The 18,541-nt window shown below is 34.6% G+C and carries 17 protein-coding genes; 1 reads left to right on the top strand and 16 read right to left on the bottom strand.

Annotated elements, in window-relative coordinates:
- Positions 1 to 18: 18 nt before the first annotated feature.
- The 7 genes from gpmI to rpoN form a co-directional block, all read right to left on the bottom strand.
- The gene (gene gpmI, locus ACSBO6_RS02045) at positions 19 to 1,551 is read right to left on the bottom strand and encodes a 2,3-bisphosphoglycerate-independent phosphoglycerate mutase (RefSeq protein ID WP_098845613.1); all 1,533 of its coding nucleotides are present in this window, start codon (positions 1,549 to 1,551) and stop codon (positions 19 to 21) included.
- Positions 1,551 to 2,306, bottom strand: a complete 756-nt coding sequence (gene tpiA, locus ACSBO6_RS02040) for a triose-phosphate isomerase (RefSeq protein ID WP_098845612.1) — start codon at positions 2,304 to 2,306, stop codon at positions 1,551 to 1,553. The genes gpmI and tpiA overlap by 1 nt, the downstream gene beginning before the upstream one ends.
- A gap of 79 nt (positions 2,307 to 2,385) precedes the next feature.
- On the bottom strand, positions 2,386 to 3,567 hold the full coding sequence (locus ACSBO6_RS02035; protein ID WP_098845611.1) for a phosphoglycerate kinase: 1,182 nt from the start codon (positions 3,565 to 3,567) through the stop codon (positions 2,386 to 2,388).
- A 242-nt stretch (positions 3,568 to 3,809) separates the two neighbouring features.
- Positions 3,810 to 4,817 (bottom strand): type I glyceraldehyde-3-phosphate dehydrogenase, encoded by a 1,008-nt coding sequence (gene gap, locus ACSBO6_RS02030; protein WP_098845610.1) that lies wholly within the window; start codon positions 4,815 to 4,817, stop codon positions 3,810 to 3,812.
- A 40-nt stretch (positions 4,818 to 4,857) separates the two neighbouring features.
- The gene (locus ACSBO6_RS02025) at positions 4,858 to 5,886 is read right to left on the bottom strand and encodes a sugar-binding transcriptional regulator (RefSeq protein ID WP_498844086.1); all 1,029 of its coding nucleotides are present in this window, start codon (positions 5,884 to 5,886) and stop codon (positions 4,858 to 4,860) included.
- A gap of 193 nt (positions 5,887 to 6,079) precedes the next feature.
- The gene (locus tag ACSBO6_RS02020; protein ID WP_098845700.1) at positions 6,080 to 6,313 is read right to left on the bottom strand and encodes a glutaredoxin family protein; all 234 of its coding nucleotides are present in this window, start codon (positions 6,311 to 6,313) and stop codon (positions 6,080 to 6,082) included.
- A 19-nt stretch (positions 6,314 to 6,332) separates the two neighbouring features.
- Positions 6,333 to 7,634 carry an RNA polymerase factor sigma-54 gene (gene rpoN / locus ACSBO6_RS02015; protein WP_098845608.1) on the bottom strand — a complete coding sequence of 434 codons (1,302 nt, stop codon included), beginning with the start codon at positions 7,632 to 7,634 and terminating at the stop codon, positions 6,333 to 6,335.
- A gap of 148 nt (positions 7,635 to 7,782) precedes the next feature.
- Between rpoN and ACSBO6_RS02010 the strand changes: the two genes are divergently transcribed.
- Positions 7,783 to 10,503, top strand: coding sequence for a sigma-54-dependent transcriptional regulator (locus ACSBO6_RS02010; RefSeq protein ID WP_098845607.1), 2,721 nt, complete (start codon positions 7,783 to 7,785; stop codon positions 10,501 to 10,503).
- Between the two features lie 594 nt (positions 10,504 to 11,097).
- Here the strand turns inward: ACSBO6_RS02010 and chbG are convergent.
- The 9 genes from chbG to ACSBO6_RS01965 all read right to left on the bottom strand — a co-directional run bounded on the left by chbG (position 11,098) and on the right by ACSBO6_RS01965 (position 18,452).
- A complete protein-coding gene (gene chbG / locus ACSBO6_RS02005) occupies positions 11,098 to 11,814 on the bottom strand; it encodes a chitin disaccharide deacetylase (protein ID WP_098845606.1) in 717 nt (238 codons plus the stop codon).
- Positions 11,815 to 11,887: 73 nt separating this feature from the next.
- Positions 11,888 to 13,225, bottom strand: a complete 1,338-nt coding sequence (locus tag ACSBO6_RS02000) for a 6-phospho-beta-glucosidase (RefSeq protein ID WP_098845605.1) — start codon at positions 13,223 to 13,225, stop codon at positions 11,888 to 11,890.
- 72 nt (positions 13,226 to 13,297) lie between these two features.
- On the bottom strand, positions 13,298 to 13,606 hold the full coding sequence (locus ACSBO6_RS01995) for a PTS lactose/cellobiose transporter subunit IIA (RefSeq protein ID WP_098845699.1): 309 nt from the start codon (positions 13,604 to 13,606) through the stop codon (positions 13,298 to 13,300).
- Positions 13,607 to 13,640: 34 nt separating this feature from the next.
- Positions 13,641 to 14,996 carry a PTS sugar transporter subunit IIC gene (locus ACSBO6_RS01990; RefSeq protein WP_098845604.1) on the bottom strand — a complete coding sequence of 452 codons (1,356 nt, stop codon included), beginning with the start codon at positions 14,994 to 14,996 and terminating at the stop codon, positions 13,641 to 13,643.
- 45 nt (positions 14,997 to 15,041) lie between these two features.
- Positions 15,042 to 15,344, bottom strand: coding sequence for a PTS sugar transporter subunit IIB (locus ACSBO6_RS01985; RefSeq protein WP_088014865.1), 303 nt, complete (start codon positions 15,342 to 15,344; stop codon positions 15,042 to 15,044).
- A 430-nt stretch (positions 15,345 to 15,774) separates the two neighbouring features.
- The gene (locus ACSBO6_RS01980; RefSeq protein WP_498844085.1) at positions 15,775 to 16,098 is read right to left on the bottom strand and encodes a PTS lactose/cellobiose transporter subunit IIA; all 324 of its coding nucleotides are present in this window, start codon (positions 16,096 to 16,098) and stop codon (positions 15,775 to 15,777) included.
- Between the two features lie 21 nt (positions 16,099 to 16,119).
- On the bottom strand, positions 16,120 to 17,475 hold the full coding sequence (locus tag ACSBO6_RS01975) for a PTS sugar transporter subunit IIC (protein ID WP_098845602.1): 1,356 nt from the start codon (positions 17,473 to 17,475) through the stop codon (positions 16,120 to 16,122).
- Positions 17,476 to 17,518: 43 nt separating this feature from the next.
- A complete protein-coding gene (locus tag ACSBO6_RS01970) occupies positions 17,519 to 17,821 on the bottom strand; it encodes a PTS sugar transporter subunit IIB (protein WP_098845601.1) in 303 nt (100 codons plus the stop codon).
- Positions 17,822 to 18,158: 337 nt separating this feature from the next.
- Positions 18,159 to 18,452 (bottom strand): DUF6509 family protein, encoded by a 294-nt coding sequence (locus ACSBO6_RS01965; protein ID WP_098845600.1) that lies wholly within the window; start codon positions 18,450 to 18,452, stop codon positions 18,159 to 18,161.
- Between the last annotated feature and the right edge of the window lie 89 nt (positions 18,453 to 18,541).

Below are 18,541 nucleotides of genomic sequence, written 5' to 3'. Positions count from 1 at the left end.
TTTATATTAACTGTTCACTTATTTAATAAGTGATTTACCAGTCATTTCTTTTGGCTGATTTACTTTTAATAAATCAAGAACAGTTGGAGCTAAATCACCTAAAATACCATCTTCACGCAACGTAATACCTTCTTTTGTCACTATAACTGGTACAGGGTTAGTCGTGTGAGCTGTCATAGGTTCACCTTCAGGGGTAATTTCCTCATCAGCGTTTCCATGGTCAGCTGTAATGATTGCTTTACCGCCTTTAGCTAAAATTGCATCAACTACTTCACCTAAACATTCATCAACTGCTTCAATCGCTTTAATTGTCGGCTCAAGTTTCCCTGAATGTCCTACCATATCTGGGTTTGCAAAGTTTAAAATGATTACATCATGCTTGTCTGCAGCAATTTCTTTAAGTAATGCATCTTTTACTTCATAAGCACTCATTTCAGGTTTCAAATCATAAGTCGCAACTTTTGGCGAGTTAATTAAAATACGTTCTTCGCCTGGGAACTCTGCTTCACGGCCTCCACTAAAGAAAAATGTAACATGTGGATACTTTTCCGTTTCAGCAATTCGTAATTGTTTTAAGTTATTTTGAGACAGAACTTCACCTAAAGTGTTATCCAGGTTTGTTGGTTTAAATGCAACATAACCTTGTACTGTTTCACTAAAATGTGTTAAGCAAACGAAATGAACATTTTTCGGGAACTTACTTCCACGATCAAAGTCACGGAAATCATCGTTTGTAAATACATTTGAAATTTGAATTGCACGGTCAGGTCGGAAGTTGTAGAAGATGATTGAATCATCATCACTTATTGTTGCAACTGGAGTACCATCTTCTTTTACCATTACAGAAGGTAAAACGAATTCATCATGGATACCGTTCGCATACGAATCTTCAATCAATTCATTCGGACTTGTATAAGTTGGTCCTTCTCCATATACCATTGCACAATAGCATTTTTCTACACGATCCCAGCGTTTGTCACGGTCCATAGAATAATAACGGCCAGAAATTGTTGCAAATTCTCCGACACCATATTCTTTAAACTTTGCTTCTGTTTGATCAATATATTTTTTAGCAGTAGTTGGACCAACATCTCGTCCATCTAGGAACGCATGTACATATACCTTTTTCATGCCTTCTTCAGCAGCTAATTTTAATAAAGCAAACATGTGATTAATATGGCTGTGAATACCACCATCAGACAGTAAACCGAAAATATGTAATGCTTTATCTTTTTCTTTTGCACTTTTAATTGCATCGATGAACGTGTCATTTTTTTCGAATTCACCTTCACGAATTGCCTTATTTACACGCGTTAAACTTTGATAAACAATTCGTCCTGCGCCGATATTTAAATGACCAACTTCAGAATTACCCATTTGTCCTTCTGGTAAACCTACTGCTTCACCGCAAGCAGTTAATTGCGCGTGAGGATATTTATTCCAATATCTATCATAATTTGGTTTCTTCGCTTGTGCAACAGCATTTCCAAATGTTTCGTCGCGCAAACCAAATCCATCTAGGATAATTAACGCTACTGGTTGTTTACTCATTACTTAACAGCCTCCAATAATGCAAGGAACGAAGCTGGTTCTAAACTTGCTCCACCTACTAACGCACCGTCAATATCAGGTTGAGCCATATATTCTTTAATGTTTTCAGGTTTTACACTGCCGCCATATTGTACACGTACAGATTCTGCAACAGTTTCATCATAAAGACTTGCTACTACATCACGAACAAATTTACATGAATCTTGTGCATCTTTTTCTGTAGCAGATTTTCCTGTTCCAATTGCCCAAATCGGTTCATAAGCAATTACTAAATTCTTCACTTGCTCATCAGTAAGACCTGCAAGATCAGCTGTTAATTGAGTACGAATAACTTCCTCAAATTTACCACCTTCACGTTCTTCAAGTGTTTCACCACAGCAAAGAATTGGTGTAAGTCCATGTTCGAAAGCTTTTTTTGTTTTGCTATTAATGAACTCATCTGTTTCGCCATAATATTCACGGCGTTCTGAGTGTCCGATAATCGCATAAGTTACACCTAAATCTTTAAGTGCTACTGGGCTAATTTCTCCAGTATAAGCTCCACTATCTTGATTACTTACATTTTGAGAACCAATTTTTAATTCGGTTCCTTTTACACCGTAAAGCATAGGTGCAATAAATAATGCAGGAGCACAAATTGCTGAATCTACTTTATCAGATGATGGAATGCTATTTTTTACTTCTTCAACGAATGTCATCGCTTCGTTAAGCGTTTTATTCATTTTCCAGTTACCTGCGATAATTGGTTTACGCATGAGAAACACCTTCCTAACAATTGGTAAGACATAACATCTTACTCTATTTCAATTACTAAATATTGTAAAGCTATTAGACTTATTTATCGTTTAATAATGCAACACCAGGAAGTTCTTTACCTTCCATAAATTCTAATGAAGCACCACCACCAGTAGAAATATGGCTCATTTTTTCTGCTAGGCCGAATTTTTCAGCAGCAGCAGCTGAATCTCCACCACCGATAATTGAGTATGCATCAGAATCTGCTAATGCTTGTGCTACTCCTTTAGTGCCTTGTGCAAATTTATCGATTTCAAATACACCCATAGGTCCATTCCAAATAACTAATTTAGAACTCTTAATTACATCTGCATAAAGAGCAGTTGTTTTTGGCCCAATATCAAGAGCTTCCCAATCAGAAGGAATGCTATCGATATCTACTTCTTGAGTATTAGCATCTTCTCCGAATTTGTCAGCAACAATTGCATCAATCGGCATATAGAATTTAACACCTTTAGCTTCAGCTTTTTGCATAAATTCATTTGCTAAATCGATTTTATCTTCTTCTAAAAGAGATTTACCGATTTCATAGCCTTTAGCTTTTAAGAAAGTATAAGCTAGTCCGCCACCAATAATTAAATTGTCTACTTTTTCTAATAAGTTTTCAATTACACCAATTTTATCTCGAACTTTCGCTCCACCGATAATAGCTGTAAATGGACGCTCTGGATTAGAAAGTGCTTTACCTAAAACATTTATTTCTTTTTCCATTAAGAAGCCTGCAACAGCTGGGATATGTTTAGCAATACCCGCAGTTGTAGCATGCGCACGGTGTGCTGCACCAAAAGCATCATTTACATAAACATCTGCTAATGTAGCAAATTCTTTAGCTAAAGCTTCATCATTTTTCTCTTCGCCTGGGTAGAAACGAACGTTTTCTAATAATAAAACATCGCCTTCGTTCATTTTGCTAATTTCTTCTTGAACTTTAGGACCGTATGCTTCATCAGATTTAATAACGTTTTTACCTAATTTTTCACTTAAACGTGTAGCAACAGCATTTAAACGCAAGTCTTCATTTACTTGTCCTTTTGGACGTCCTAAGTGAGATGCTAAAATAACTTTTGCTCCATTTTCAATTAAATACTGAATCGTAGGAAGAGCAGCACGAATACGAGTATCATCTGTTACTTCACCATTTGCCATTGGTACGTTAAAATCTACACGGCAAAATACGCGTTTCCCTTTTACATCAATGTCATGTAATGACTTTTTGTTCATAGTAGGTGCCTCCAATACTGTTTTAATTCATCCATGTTCAATTCCACCGATTGATCCGTCTCATACAAAGTCGTATCTATTCTGTGATATTGTCACCGCAATTTTAACAGATTATGTACATCATTTGGAATTTATTTCTAGAGTATTTTTTATAATTGTGTTGGATTAGTGACAAAAGAGGATTTTTTCAAACAAAAGAGGGGAGGAAAATCCCCTCGCCCTCATATTTATTTTTATTAAAATTATAGACCTTTTGAAGCGATGTGAGCTACTAAGTCAACTACACGAGTTGAGTAACCAGTTTCATTATCGTACCAAGAAAGGATTTTAACCATGTTGCCTTCCATAGTCATTGTAGATAATGCATCGATTGTAGAAGAGTTTGTGCAACCGTTATAATCTATTGATACTAATGGCTCTTCAGAATAACCTAAGATACCTTTTAATTCGCCTTCAGAAGCAGCTTTAAATGCAGCATTTACTTCTTCAGCAGTAACTTCAGTATTTAATTCTACTACTAAGTCAACTAAAGATACGTTAGCAGTTGGTACACGAACAGCACCACCGTTTAATTTACCTTTTAATTGAGGTAATACTAATGAAACGGCTTTAGCAGCACCAGTAGTTGTTGGAATCATGCTCATTGCAGCAGCACGTGCACGACGTAAATCTTTGTGTGGTAAATCTAGAATTTGTTGGTCATTAGTGTATGAGTGAACAGTTGTCATCATACCACGTTTGATACCGAATTTTTCATCTAATACTTTAGCAAATGGAGCTAAACAGTTAGTTGTACAAGAAGCATTAGAAATTACATTGTGGCTAGCTGCATCGTATTTGTCATCATTTACACCCATTACGATCGTGATATCTTCATTAGAAGCTGGTGCAGAGATGATTACTTTTTTAACTGATCCACCTAAGTGTTTTTCAGCATCTTTTTTATCTGTGAAACGACCAGTAGATTCTACTACAACTTCTACTCCGTAATCGCTCCAAGGTAAAACTGCTGGGTCACGCTCAGCAATTACTTTAATTTCACTACCGTTAACAACGATTGAATCACCGTTAACTGCTACTTCAGCGTTTACTGAACCGTGTACTGAATCATATTTTAATAAGTGAGCTAAAGTTTTAGCATCAGTTAAGTCATTAATTGCAACAACCTCTACGTTTGGGTTGTTTAAAGCTGCGCGGAAAACCATACGTCCGATACGTCCAAATCCATTAATACCAATTTTAGTTGCCATTTTTAATTTCCTCCTTTTAATAGGTAGAAGCTTTTTTATTTTAAAGGGTACATCCTTTAATTAACTCTCTTGCTGCTCCTTCGTCTGTGACGAGGATGTTTACATGACCTTTCTTTAAGAAAGAAGCCATTGCTTTTGCTTTAGAAGATCCTCCTGCTACTCCGAGTACATAAGGTATATTTTCTAATTCATTCAGTTGTAAACCGATTGTTCTTACTCTGTAAACAACTTCACCATTTTCATTAAAATAATATCCAAATGCCTCTCCTACTGCCTCAGATTCAGTTAAGATTTTTAACTGCTCTGATGAAGATTGTCTTCGTTTAGCCATCGTAAATGCATCTCCAATGCCGTGTACGACAATTGAAGAAGATCGAATTAAATTTAAAACCTCTTTTACTCTTGGTTCTTCCATCATAGTTACATAGGCTTCTTCACTAAGTTCATCTGGCAAGTGAAGTAATCGATAATTACCTTTTGCCATTTCAGCCATTTTTGCACAAATCGTATTTGCTTGATTTCTTACTTCTTCGCCTAAACCGCCTCTTGCTGGTACAAATAAGGTATTAAGATCTTTAGAGTCATCATTCATCATTTCAGCTACGGCAGCTAAAGTGGAACCACCAGTAACAGCAACAATATTATTTGTCTCTAGCCTTTGGTTTATACAACCTACTGCTGCTCGACCCATCTCCTTTTTTACCCAGTCCAACTCGTCGCTATCGCCTGAAACAACGATTACTTCTTTAAGGTTGAATGTTTCCTTAAGCAAGTCTTCGATATTTTTCAAACCGAATAGTTCACGCATTGGCTCTTCTAGATCTAGAAGTAAGTTTAGTCCTTCATCCGTTAATGACATTCCAGAAGATGCGACATTAATCAGTCTTTGCTCTTTTAAAAGTGCAACTTCTGATCTAAGTACTCTTTCTGTTAATCCTACGCTAGCAGACAAGTTCCTTCGACCGATAGGCTGCATAATTCGTATATATTGTAGGATTTGAAATCTTTTTTGGATAACAGGTATTAGATCAGGTAATAATTTTTGTTGTAGCTTTAAAATATGGTTCATTTTCATCTCCTCTTTCACAGAGTATTCACTTGGGTCTAAATGTGTCCCACTATGACATATTATGTCCCGCTTGTTTTAAAAAAATTACAGCGTTTTGCAACGTTGTTTTTTTGAACAAGATTTACTCCAGAAGTGAAATAACCCTGCTACATTTATTATTGTAACAGGGTCATTCATTTCTTTCAACTATTAACTACCCATTTATGGCATTTAATATGTCAATCTTATGAATTTTCCCGTATGCAACTGTTTCCCCATTAATTTGAATAACCGGGATCATTATTTGATATTGCTCTAACAATGCATCATCAGAATAAATATCAATTTCATCTACTTCGATTTCATATTCAGATTGTACCAAACGTATTGCATCTTTTGCTTCTTTGCATAATCCACAATTCTCTTTTGTAAATAAAGTTAACTTAATCGACATCTAATTCTCCTTTTTAACTAAAGCGCTTTCGTTTTGATGAACCGGGAATTCTAAGTATATCTCTATATTTAGCTACAGTTCTTCTAGAGATTTCCACACCATGTTTCTCAGCTAATAATTCAACTAGTTTTTGATCCGATAATGGCTTTTCTTTGTTTTCTCCATCTACCAGCTGCTTGATGAATACTTGAACACTCGTTGATGCTAGCTCCTCGCCGTCCACACTTACACCTTGGTGGAAGAATTTTTTCATTTCATATAAACCAAACGGTGTCTGTACATATTTGTTTTTACAAGTACGGCTAATTGTCGATTCATGTAATGAAAGTTCTTCCGCTATCTCTTTTAAAGTAAGCGTTTTTAAATTTGCAGGACCTTTTTCAAAAAAGGCAATTTGTTTTCGGAGAATACAATTCATTACTGCTAACATCGTTGACTTTCGTTCTTCCAAGCTTTTCATTAACCAATTAACTTGTGTATTTTTATCCTTTAAATAAGTTGAAACTTCTTTCTCATGTTGACCATTTAAAATAGAAGAATATTCATTAAGTACTTTTAAACGCGGCATAATTTTATCATTAATTAGCACAACAAATTCCCCGCCTATTTTTTCAACTGTTAAATCAGGGGCCACATAATTTACTTGGTCTTGGAAATAATTTAAACCTGGCCTTGGTTGAAGAGTTAAAATTAAATCAATTTCTTTTTGTAAATCAGGTAAGCTAATCTTAAGTTTCTTTGCTATTTCTTTCCAGTTTTTATTAACAAATAGTTCAAAATAATCATTAATAACCTGTTTTGCAATTGCCGTATCAACTTCAAGGCTATTTAGTTGAATCAATAAGCACTCTTTAACCGATCTTGCTCCAACTCCAGAGGGTTCAAAACGTTGAAGTGTATCAATGCAGATTTGTAATTGAACGAAAGAAATATTTAATTCACGTATAAGCTCTTCATCGGATTCCATCAAAAATCCATTTTTATCTAAGTTATAAATTAAATATTTAATAATTTTATATTCCTCATTATCAATTTTCAACTCATTTAACTGACTAACAAGTTCTTCTTGTAATGTTTCTGTTCTTCGAGTATATAACTCCATTCCTTGTCCGCCTGGAGTTGTTTGTTGTTTGATTTTTGAAGAAGTGTAATCGTTATAAGGAGTTTCAACTTCAATTAAAGGATTTTCTAATGATTGCTCAAATAAAAAATCAGTAAGTTCTTGGGCATTAAATTGAAGCATTGTAATGGCTTGTCGTAGTTCCTGAGTCATCGCAAGTTTCAATGATTGTTTTTGCATTAAATTCATTTCCATACTACTTCACTCCCTTATTACTATTTTACTCGATATTTAACTTTTTCATAGTACTTGACGAATTGTTACACTAATTTAAATATAGTGAAAACGTTTACTTTTTACTGTATAGTAAAAGTATACAACTCTTTATGATGGGTGGGCCATTATGAACAGAAAAAATCAAATTTATAAAGTTTTTCTTCAAAATAAAGAGCAAGGTTTTACAGCTAATGAGATTGCTCAAAAGCTCGGTTTAGATCGAGCAAACGTTAGCAGTGATTTAAATAAATTAGTTAAAGAAGAATTATTAATTAAAACAAATTCTAGACCGGTCGTATTTAAACTTCTATCTCATACTTTACAACAAGCGAATAAATCTCAAATTAAGATAACAAGTTTAGATAATAAACATGAATATTTTTATGAAGAAAATATTAGCTTAAGACCTGCTATCGAAAAAGCAAGATCAGCTATTCTCTATCCACCAAATGGTATGCATACTTTAATACTCGGTGAGACTGGTGTTGGTAAATCTGCCTTTGCTAAAAGAATGCATGATTACGCAATTCGTTCGAATGTTTTAGAAAAGGATTCTCCATTCATTATTTTTAATTGCGCAGACTATGCAAATAATCCACAACTATTATTAGGCCAGCTTTTCGGTGTTAGAAAAGGTGCTTATACAGGTGCAACGGAACAAAAGGGTCTACTTGAGAAAGCTAATAATGGAATATTATTTTTAGATGAGGTTCATCGTCTTACCCCTGAAGGTCAAGAAATGTTATTTACATTCATTGATTATAAGTTGTATAGAAGACTAGGAGAGACAGAAAACGAACGAACATCGAATGTTTTAATCATTTCCGCAACAACAGAGGATCCTGGGTCCACATTATTATCTACATTTACGCGTCGAATTCCTATGGTCATTACTTTACCAGCTCTTCGTGATCGTACATACGAAGAAAGATTGACACTTATCAAACGCTTTTTCACAGAAGAAAGTGTTCGCCTAGGAAAAGAGATCGTAGTAAGTGCAAATACGATTCGTTCTTTTCTATTTTATCCATGTCAAAACAATATCGGACAACTTAAAGCTGACATTCAATTAGCTTGCGCAAAGGCTTACGCAGATTTTATTACCCACAAACATGACAAGATACGAATTTATAGTACTGATTTGAACTGGTATGTTAAGGAAGGTTTATTTATTGAAAAAAAAGTAAAGCATGCCGTCACTCTGTTAAACGAGCAATTTGAATTTTCACCAACAAAAGGTATAACGAGTAACCAACAATTGGATCATACAGCAGATACAATTTATGACCGAATTGACACCAAATACGAAGAACTAAAACAACGTGGCGTTGCTCAGGACGAGTTATCCCTACTAATGGAAAACGATATTGAAAGTTATTTTACACATTATTTAACTTCTATTAATCGCAAACTATCTAGTAAAGAAAATGTCCAAAAAATAATCAAGCCTGAAATCGTTACACTTAGTGAAAAGGTACTAAAACTAGCAGAAGAAAAATTAAGTAAAAGTTTTAATGAAAAAATACTTGTTGCACTCAGCCTACACATACAAACGCTATTACAACGTATACAGTCAAACAAAAAAATTTATCATCCAAATATAACGCAAATCCGAGATCAATATAAGAAAGAGTTTTCCGTTTCAATTGAATGTGTAAAAATGATTGAAGATTTTTCAAATGTTTCAATCCCTTTTGATGAAGTAGCATTTATAACGATGTTTTTTGTATATGGAAACGAAGATTTTAAGGTGACTAGCTCCAATGTAAAAGTAATTGTGTTAGCTCATGGTAATGGCATTGCTAGAGAGATGGCAAATGTAACAAATGAATTGTTGGAAAATGAGGAAGTAATCGGAATCGATATGCCATTAAGTGAACCACCACAGGAATTTCTAATTCGAGTAAAGGATTATATTAAATCTTTAGGTAAATTAAATGGAATTCTACTTTGTATCGATATGGGGTCGCTGTCTTATATCGGTGACATAATTGAAGCAGAATTTTCAATTCCAGTACGTGTGATTCAAATGGTAAGTACTGCACATGTAATCGAAGCTTCTAGAAAAGCAACATTAGGATATAATTTAGACGAGCTTTATCAGGACGTGCGAAACTTAACTACTTTCTTCATCAATTCTCATTCGAATAAAACGAAACAACTTGAATTTAATCGTTCTGTCATTTTAACTGCATGTCTGACTGGTCAGGGAAGTGCAATAGCCATTAAAAATATACTAGCGAATAACTTGGTCTATGATAAAGAGATGCTAGAAATCGTGCCAATTAGCCTTTTAAATAAAGACGAATTACAAAAAATGTTAAACGATATATCTAAAGAACGAAGTATTGTTTGTATAGTTTCAAATTTTGATATAAATGTTCCATTCAATACGTTTCATTTACAGGATGTATTAAATATGAAGGCTACAAAGACAATACAAGAATTGATAACTTATGAAGAAACGTATTTAAAGATGGCCGAAACATTGCAAGAGACTATTTCTTTAAAAGATGCTAAAAAAGTAATTAGTGTAATTAGGCGTGCTTTGAATGATATACAAATCCAAACAGATAAATTTTTCAAAAATGAGGATCTAATGGGAATTGTTATTCATATGAGTTGCATGATTGATCGACTTCAAAACTCTCAGCCCTTAATCCCATTTAAAGATAAAGAAGATAAAATTAATAGTGACTATATGCTGTATTTAAAAATAAAAAAAATCTTGCAACAAATTGAGGAGGCATGTGACATTATCATACCTGATGATGAAATATGTTACCTAATGGAATTTTATTCTAGAAATGAATTAAATAAGTTAGATGAAGAAATTTATATTAAATAATTTAATTAGAAAAAGCCAGTTTCCATGAAGAAACTGGCTTTTAGCGTGTTGAAATATAATATAGTCAATATTGAAAAATAAGAACATTAAACGTATTTGAATTGAAAAATAGTATATCTATTTATTATTGTTTTTTTGATGAGTACGTTTATTGTTTGAAATAAAAATGTTTAACTAACCTCTAAAAATTAAAATATCTTCTTTTTAACAATCAAGATTTTAAAGATGTGTAAGGATCATCATTAGTTTCATTTTGATATTAATGAATAATGGTAATTCATTCTTTAATTGACTATTTTATGATTATTCTTTTTCATAAAGAAAATGATTGGAACGAAAGGGTGCCGGGCTCCTATGGGAGATGCGGGAAGGCTGAGACCCCACAGGCGGTGCCGAGGAGGCTCAGGTCTCGCCCCATGGAAAGCGAGCACACTGTAGTGGAAATCAATAGGATACATCTTACCTATCAATGATCTTCCAAGAATTCAATTGACAAATTCTTTTTTCAACAACGTGAAAGCCAGTTTCCATGAAGAAACTGGCTTTTTGACTGAAAATCAAATTTTGGACTTTGTCTACACATTGAAATCTATATTAATATTTTACTAACTCTACTACATCAGGAAGTTTTGAATTCGTTAAGATATCTAGTTCTGTTAATCTCTCAAAGCAATAAGAAGTACCATTTTTTAAATGATTATCGATTAATGCAGGATGAACCATAACCTCTACAGACTTTGCGCCATTACTTATTCTGTTTTCTATTGTCTCAAAATAGTTTATTGGTATGTCACTACCATAAAAATCGGTTAACAATTGATCTGTAAAAGGTGTGATTCCGTTTATTCGATTTTTTGGAGAAATTCGGACTGGAAGATCATACTTTTGGGATAATTTTGCAATTACTGGGTGCAGAATTGGGATCATGTGTACATGGTGATGACTATCTAGATGTGAAGGATTCAAGCCATAGGAAAGAAACTTTTGAATTTGAGCATCCCATTCCTTTTCAACTTCTTCAACTTTAATAACTGGATTATTATACCAATAACTATTTTTAAGGAAATCCCCACTTTGATCTACGATTGTTTGTAGATTCGTTAATAAAGGTTTGCCCGCAGTTAATACAAGATGTACCCCTAATCCTAATGTAGGATGTAATTTTGCTAATTCTACTCCATGCTCTACTGCATACATATTCATCATCATAGTTGCGGAGTTCACTATTCCATTCAAGTGTGCTTCGATAATGCCATAGTTTACACCTTTTGAGTAGCCGAAATCATCTGCATTTACAATAAGCTTCGTCATTTTTCATTCCCCTTTTTCGTATGATAAAAAGGGATGCACTCTTTCATTCGAGCTACATCCCTCTTTTAAGTCGTTAATTTGCTGCTACTTTTTCGTTTTTGAAGAATTGAGGTAAATGCTCTTTGTGAGCCTCTAGCATTTCATCTAGTATTTGTTTTGCTAAATTATCCGATCCAACTAGTGGATTAATACACATAGCAAGCAATGCTGTTTTATAATCACCAGTTACTCCAGCTTCCGCAGCAACACGTTCGAATGATTTAATTTGTTGAACTAGACCACGTACTGCAACCGGCAGGTCACCCATTGTAAGTGGTTTTGGACCATCTTTTGTAATAACGGCACTTACTTCAACAGCACAATCATCTGGAATTGATGCAATAGCACCATTATTCATCGTGTTCACAGGTTGGATATCACCTTTATTATTATATAAAGATGAAATTAGTCGGCATGCAGCATCACTATAATAAGCTCCACCGCGTTTTTCTAATTGTGGTGGCTTAATATTTAAATTAGGATCTTTATATAATTCGAATAATGATTCTTCTAATTTTTTCACAACCTCAGCACGCGTACCATCATTTTTCGCTGCTTCAAGCTCTTCCTCTAGCATTACTTTCGTTTGATAGTAGTAGCGATGATACGGACATGGAATTGCTCCAAGTGCTTCAATAAAATCAGGATTCCAATCCATCGCCTTAATATTTTGCATCGTCATACTTTCAGCAGGACGGGCAAACTCACTTACAACACGACTTGTTACATCTTCACCATCTAATAATACTTTCGTTCCGTAAACCATATGATTTAATCCCATAAAATCAATATGCACACGCTCAGCTTCTACTCCTAGGCCTTTTGCAATGTTCATGTGGATATGAATTGGTACATTACATAACCCAACTACTTTACGGAAATTTGTGTATCTTAAAATTGCTTCTGTTAAAATACCTGTCGGATTCGTAAAGTTTACTAACCAAGCATTTGGACAAAGCTCTTCAATATCCTTAACGATCTCTAAAATAACTGGAATCGTACGAAGTGCTTTAAACAGTCCACCAGGACCATTAGTTTCTTGACCAATTACGCCATATTTTAAAGGAATTCGTTCATCCTTCATACGAGCTTCAAGTAGACCTACACGAAATTGCGTTGTAACAAAATCAGCATCTTTAAGAGCAGCACGTCGATCCAGTGTTAAATGAATTTCCATTGGAACACCTGCTTTTTCCACCATTCTTTTCGCAAGATTTCCAACGATTTCAAGTTTTTCTCTACCTTCTTCAATGTCCACTAGCCATAACTCTCTTACAGGTAGTTCATCATAACGTTTTATAAACCCTTCTACTAATTCTGGAGTATAACTAGAACCGCCACCAATAGTTGCTATTTTAATACCGTTTCTCATTTTCTTCACTCCTTTTATATGATAGGAGAAAAGTAGCTCGGTCCATCTAGGAAACTACTTTTCTATTTTCTCTTATTTATTTAATTTTTCATGTAGGAAAATTATTTCTGTTACTAAATCCCTCATCGTTAATGCATTCATTAAATGATCTTGAGCATGAATTAATAAGATGCTTAATTCAACATTTTCTCCACGTGCTTCACCTTGAATTAATGAAGTTTGTGCATGGTGTGCAAGATTTAATTCTTTCTTCGCTTCTTCTATCTTACTATTTGCCTCTTCTATATTCCCCGCTCGAGCAGCCTGCATCCCTTCCATTAAAGAGCTTTTTGCGTTTCCTGCGTGTAAGATTAATTGGAATGCCGTTTGCTCGATTGTCATTAATGTACTCATTTCGTATCCTCCTCAAACTGCATTACATAGCAGCGCTTTGATTACTTGCTGCTTCTCTCATTTTTTTAGATTCCATTCGTCTTTGTAATGCAACGAAAGGTAAATAGATGACCACTGAGATCACTAAGTTAAATGCTGCTAAGGCTGCACCTGTCCAATGTCCCCCTGTGATTAACCACCCACCTAAAATTGGTGGTGTTACCCATGGAATATTTGTCGTTACTGGGTGAACCATACCTAAAGAGATCGCTAAATATGAAATAACTGTTAAGATAATCGGTGTACCAATGAATGGAATTAACCACATCGGATTTAACACGATTGGTAAACCGAAAAGTACTGGTTCATTAATTTGGAATAAACCTGGTGCTCCACCTAATCCAATCATTTGTTTATTACGTTTTCGATTAATTAATATCATTGAAATAATTAACCCTAATGTAGCACCCGATCCACCTAAGAATACAAATGCATCAAAGAACTGTCCTGCCATTACATTGTATTCGCTCCACTTTTTAACACCTTTTGCAGCTAAATCAATATTCTCATTTCCTAAAGCTGTAAATAAAGGAGTCGTAATTCCACCTAGTATATTTGGTCCATGTAAACCAAGCATCCAGAAGAAATGAATAAAGAATGCTATACCAATGGCAAACGGTAATGAGTCTGCAGCATTCGTCAATGGCTTAACAAGTACTGAGCTTAACCAATCATTAAAATAGACTCCATCCGATAAATATAATCTGAATAGCAATCCGACAATCGCAATCACAAAGATTGTTAGCATACCTGGTAATAGCTTCGCAAATGCTTTTGAAACTGCCGGTGGTACACCATCTGGTAATTTAATAACTAGTTGCTTTACTCTTGATAAACGAACAAAAATTTCAGTTGCAATGATGGCAACGATTATACCGGTAAAAAGGGCAGTTGAATTAGTATAAGTAGAATTCACTAGCCCCCAAACACTACCAGTTGCTGGTTTTCCATTTTCTAATGTAACCGTTACAGTATTTAATGATTGTGGCACTAATACAAAATATGATGCTAATGCGACAAGCATTGCTTCAAATCCTTCATCACCATATGAACGAGCCAATTTGTACGCAATCCCAACAACTGCAAAAACAGTCATAAATGCGAATGTTCCCCACCAAATGTCTCCACCTAAAGTCTTCCAGTTTACTCCAAAAAGAGCTTCCATCATTTTGTCGTAACCTTTGATTGCTCCACCTAAATTATTAAATAAAACTGCAAATGAACCGACCATTGTAATGGCAATCATCCCGATTAACGCATCGCGTATTGCTAGTAAATGACGTTGGTTTCCGAACTTTGCTGCAGCAGGCATTATATATCGATCTACAAAATTCATCATTTTTTTAAGACTCCCTTTTGTTTAAAATTTATGCAACGTACGTGACTACTTTTTTAAACTAAGTGCTAATTCTAATACCGCTTCACCATTCATAAGTCCATAATGTACTGGATTGATGACATCAACTGGTATCCCTTTTGGTTCGGCAACTTTTTTCATTTCAGAAGCTAAATAACGTACTTGTGGTCCTAATAAAAGAACATCTGCTTTATCTAAATTTTCTTTTGCAGCATCACCTGAAACTGCCCAAATCTTAACATCAATCCCTTTTGCTTTTGCTGCATCCTCCATTTTAGTTACTAGTAAACTAGTAGACATTCCTGCTGAACATGCTAATAAAATATTCATTTTTATTCCTCCAGTTTTAGAATTAGTGTAGCGCTTACAGTTTTGGTTGAAAGTTTGTTATAAGGCAACTACAGATTAATTTATTTTTACACTCTTTATATAGCAAATGGCGTGCCAACTTTTTCTAACATCTTGAAAAACAATTAATTTACTCATTGAAACCTTGTCCCATAAGGGATCATCGTTATAAAATCTTTTTTCTTTGCTTAAAAGGGATAGGACATAAAAATGCTAGTGTGTTAAATCTAGTTTGTTAATCTTCTTATAGCACCTTAGTGTGTTGTTATCTTGTTAGTGTGTTGTAAATTACATACAATTTATTATTGTGTTTTAAAACACTTTTACGACTCTACCTTAAATTATACATTTTGTTCTATGTGAACCATAAAAAAAGTGATGTAGACTTAGTCTACACCACTTTTTTTACCAATTATTTAAGCGAAATTTTTTCATGCAAGTAAATTATTTCCTCTACTAAATCTCTTGTTGTAAGTGTGTTCATTAAATGATCCTGTGCATGTACTAATAGAATATTAATTTTGTATTGTTGTCCGCCTGCTTCACTTTGTATCAGTGAAGTTTGTGAATGATGTGCCAGCCTTAGTTCCACATTCGCCTCGTCTACTTTCCTACGAGCTTCCTCCAACTCTCCATCACGAGCCTTATACATTGCTTCCATTAATAAACTCTTAGCATTACCGGAATGTAAAATAAGCATAAATGCAATTTGTTCATTATTTGTGTCGGTAGGCATTTGCACTCTTCTCCTTCACATTTATACATTTAATGAATTACTACTAGTCGTTTCTGTTGTCTTTCTAGCTTCCATTCTTTCTGCTACTACAACGAATGGTAAGTAAATAACGATTGAAATCACTACGTTAATAAGCGATAATACTGCACCGCTCCAGTGACCACCAGTTGCTAAATAGCCACCTATAACCGGTGGTGTTACCCAAGGGATTGTAGAGACAACAGGGAAAACAAGATGCGATTTAACAGCTAAATAAGAAATTATGGTTAAAACAATTGGCGTACAGATAAATGGTACTAACCAAACTGGGTTTAATACGATTGGTAAACCGAATATAATTGGTTCGTTAATATTAAATAAACTTGGAGGCGTCCCTAAAGCAATCATTTGCTTATGACGTCTTCGATTGACCAAGAACATTGCAATGATTAAACCGATTGTAGTACCAGATCCACCCATATATACGAAAGCATCTAAGAATGGACCAGCTAATACTGCATACTTATCTAAATCTGTCACACCTTTTGCATATAAATCAACGTTTTGGTTACCTAAACTTGTTAATAATGGTGTTGTAATACCACCTAAAATATTTGGACCGTGTAGACCAAGCGCCCAGAAGAAATGTACAAAAAATGCAATCGCAACTGCAAACCCTAATGAATCTGCTGCATCAGTTAATGGTTTTACAAGAACTGAATTTAACCAATCATTAAAGAATACGCCATCTGAAATATATAATCTGAACAATAAGCCAACTAATGCAACGATAAAAATTGTTAACATACCTGGTAATAACTTAGCAAATGCTTTTGATACTGCAGGAGGAACACCATCTGGTAATTTAATGACCAATTGTTTCACTCTAGCTAAGCGTACAAAAATTTCAGTCGCAATAATCGCAACGATAATACCTGTGAATAAAGCCGTTGAGTTTAATGAATTCCAACTAATAAACCCCCATGTTCCACCCGTAGCTGTCTTACCATCTTGTAATGTAACAGATACTGCAGCCAATGATTGAGGAACAAGTACAAAATAACATGCTAATGCAACAAGCATTGCTTCAAAACCTTCATCACCGTAAGAACGTGCTAATCTATGCGCGATTCCTACTACGGCAAATACTGTCATAAATGCAAATGTTCCCCACCAAATATCTCCACCTAGTGTTTTCCAGTTTGCACCAAAGACTGTTTCCATCATTTTATCGTAGCCATGGATTGCGCCACCTAAGTTATTAATAAGGACAGCAAAAGCTCCAATCATCGTAATGGCAATCATTCCAATTAGCGCATCACGGATCGCTAACAAATGACGTTGATTCCCAAACTTCGCTGCGGCAGGCATTATATACTTCTCAGCAAAACGCATCATTCTAATACACCTTCTTTTCTCTCTAGATTTTTAATTCCCCGTTTTATTTTTTTAACTTTAAAGCCATTTCTAATACAGCCTCACCATTCATCAATCCATAATGCACTGGATTAATCGTATCTACTGGTATCCCTTTAGGCTCAGCTAGCTTCTTCATTTCTGAAACTAGATAACGAACTTGCGGACCAAGTAGTAATACATCCGCTTTGTCTAGATTTTCTTTTGCCTCATCACCAGCAACAGCCCATATTCTTGCCTGAATTCCTTTTTCCTTAGCTGCTTGTTCCATCTTTGTAACTAGTAGACTAGTCGACATTCCCGCAGAACATACCAATAAGATATTCATCCTACACCTCCTCAATTTTTCCCTGTCGTTGAAACGCTTACATTTTTACAAATAATGACAAAAGAATTACGCGTTTCAAAGACAAGTTAGTTAATCAATTTAACTATTGCAAATTCTGTGCCAATTTTCTAAAAAATCTATCTATTTGCAATAACAACAAAAAAAACCTTGATAATTCAAGGTTTTCAAAACGTAATATTTAGTTAAAATATTAGTGTTTTATAAGTGTGTAGGTACAATTAGTACTGTGTTTACAACGACACAATAGTGTGTTATCAAATTACACAATCTAAACGATTCTCTAAGCTGAAGTGTGTCATTCGATAACACATTAAAATTAATCTTCAACTGTTAAATGAGTTTTACAAAATTCGAATACTTCTTTTTCTTCATCCTCTTCTAAATCAAAGTCTAAATATTGATTCGACTCAGCTTCATACAAGTCATATTTAATTAATTTTGACTCATCACCATTTACTCCAAACAACACTTTTATGTATATACCTTTTTCATTAAATAATTCATCATCCTCTGGTACATCAATATAAAGAATGAACTCATATCGATCACCTTCAATGATACCAAAAGGATCCTTTATTTCTTCTACAGTGTATTCTGCAATCGTTAACACAAAAACATTCCCTTCAATATTAATATGTACTATTATACACAAATGAATGGACAAAAAGAAAGACGCCTGCCGCAGCAGACGTCTTGATG

Source organism: Bacillus sp. AL-1R (assembly GCF_052180195.1).
GTDB lineage: Bacteria > Bacillota > Bacilli > Bacillales > Bacillaceae_G > Gottfriedia.
This window is presented reverse-complemented; position numbering and strand designations above follow the sequence as displayed.

What these genes read in the sequence shown, in the direction of transcription:
- ACSBO6_RS02010 (WP_098845607.1), top strand. Translation starts at nt 7,783, where the DNA reads ATGAACAGAAAAAATCAAATTTATAAAGTTTTTCTTCAAAATAAAGAG.
- ACSBO6_RS01990 (WP_098845604.1), bottom strand. Translation starts at nt 14,996, where the DNA reads ATGATGAATTTTGTAGATCGATATATAATGCCTGCTGCAGCAAAGTTC.
- ACSBO6_RS02035 (WP_098845611.1), bottom strand. Translation starts at nt 3,567, where the DNA reads ATGAACAAAAAGTCATTACATGACATTGATGTAAAAGGGAAACGCGTA.
- ACSBO6_RS01970 (WP_098845601.1), bottom strand. Translation starts at nt 17,821, where the DNA reads ATGAATATCTTATTGGTATGTTCTGCGGGAATGTCGACTAGTCTACTA.
- ACSBO6_RS01995 (WP_098845699.1), bottom strand. Translation starts at nt 13,606, where the DNA reads ATGACAATCGAGCAAACGGCATTCCAATTAATCTTACACGCAGGAAAC.
- ACSBO6_RS01985 (WP_088014865.1), bottom strand. Translation starts at nt 15,344, where the DNA reads ATGAATATTTTATTAGCATGTTCAGCAGGAATGTCTACTAGTTTACTA.
- chbG (WP_098845606.1), bottom strand. Translation starts at nt 11,814, where the DNA reads ATGACGAAGCTTATTGTAAATGCAGATGATTTCGGCTACTCAAAAGGT.
- ACSBO6_RS01980 (WP_498844085.1), bottom strand. Translation starts at nt 16,098, where the DNA reads ATGCCTACCGACACAAATAATGAACAAATTGCATTTATGCTTATTTTA.
- ACSBO6_RS02000 (WP_098845605.1), bottom strand. Translation starts at nt 13,225, where the DNA reads ATGAGAAACGGTATTAAAATAGCAACTATTGGTGGCGGTTCTAGTTAT.
- rpoN (WP_098845608.1), bottom strand. Translation starts at nt 7,634, where the DNA reads ATGGAAATGAATTTAATGCAAAAACAATCATTGAAACTTGCGATGACT.
- gap (WP_098845610.1), bottom strand. Translation starts at nt 4,817, where the DNA reads ATGGCAACTAAAATTGGTATTAATGGATTTGGACGTATCGGACGTATG.
- tpiA (WP_098845612.1), bottom strand. Translation starts at nt 2,306, where the DNA reads ATGCGTAAACCAATTATCGCAGGTAACTGGAAAATGAATAAAACGCTT.
- gpmI (WP_098845613.1), bottom strand. Translation starts at nt 1,551, where the DNA reads ATGAGTAAACAACCAGTAGCGTTAATTATCCTAGATGGATTTGGTTTG.
- ACSBO6_RS01975 (WP_098845602.1), bottom strand. Translation starts at nt 17,475, where the DNA reads ATGATGCGTTTTGCTGAGAAGTATATAATGCCTGCCGCAGCGAAGTTT.
- ACSBO6_RS02025 (WP_498844086.1), bottom strand. Translation starts at nt 5,886, where the DNA reads ATGAACCATATTTTAAAGCTACAACAAAAATTATTACCTGATCTAATA.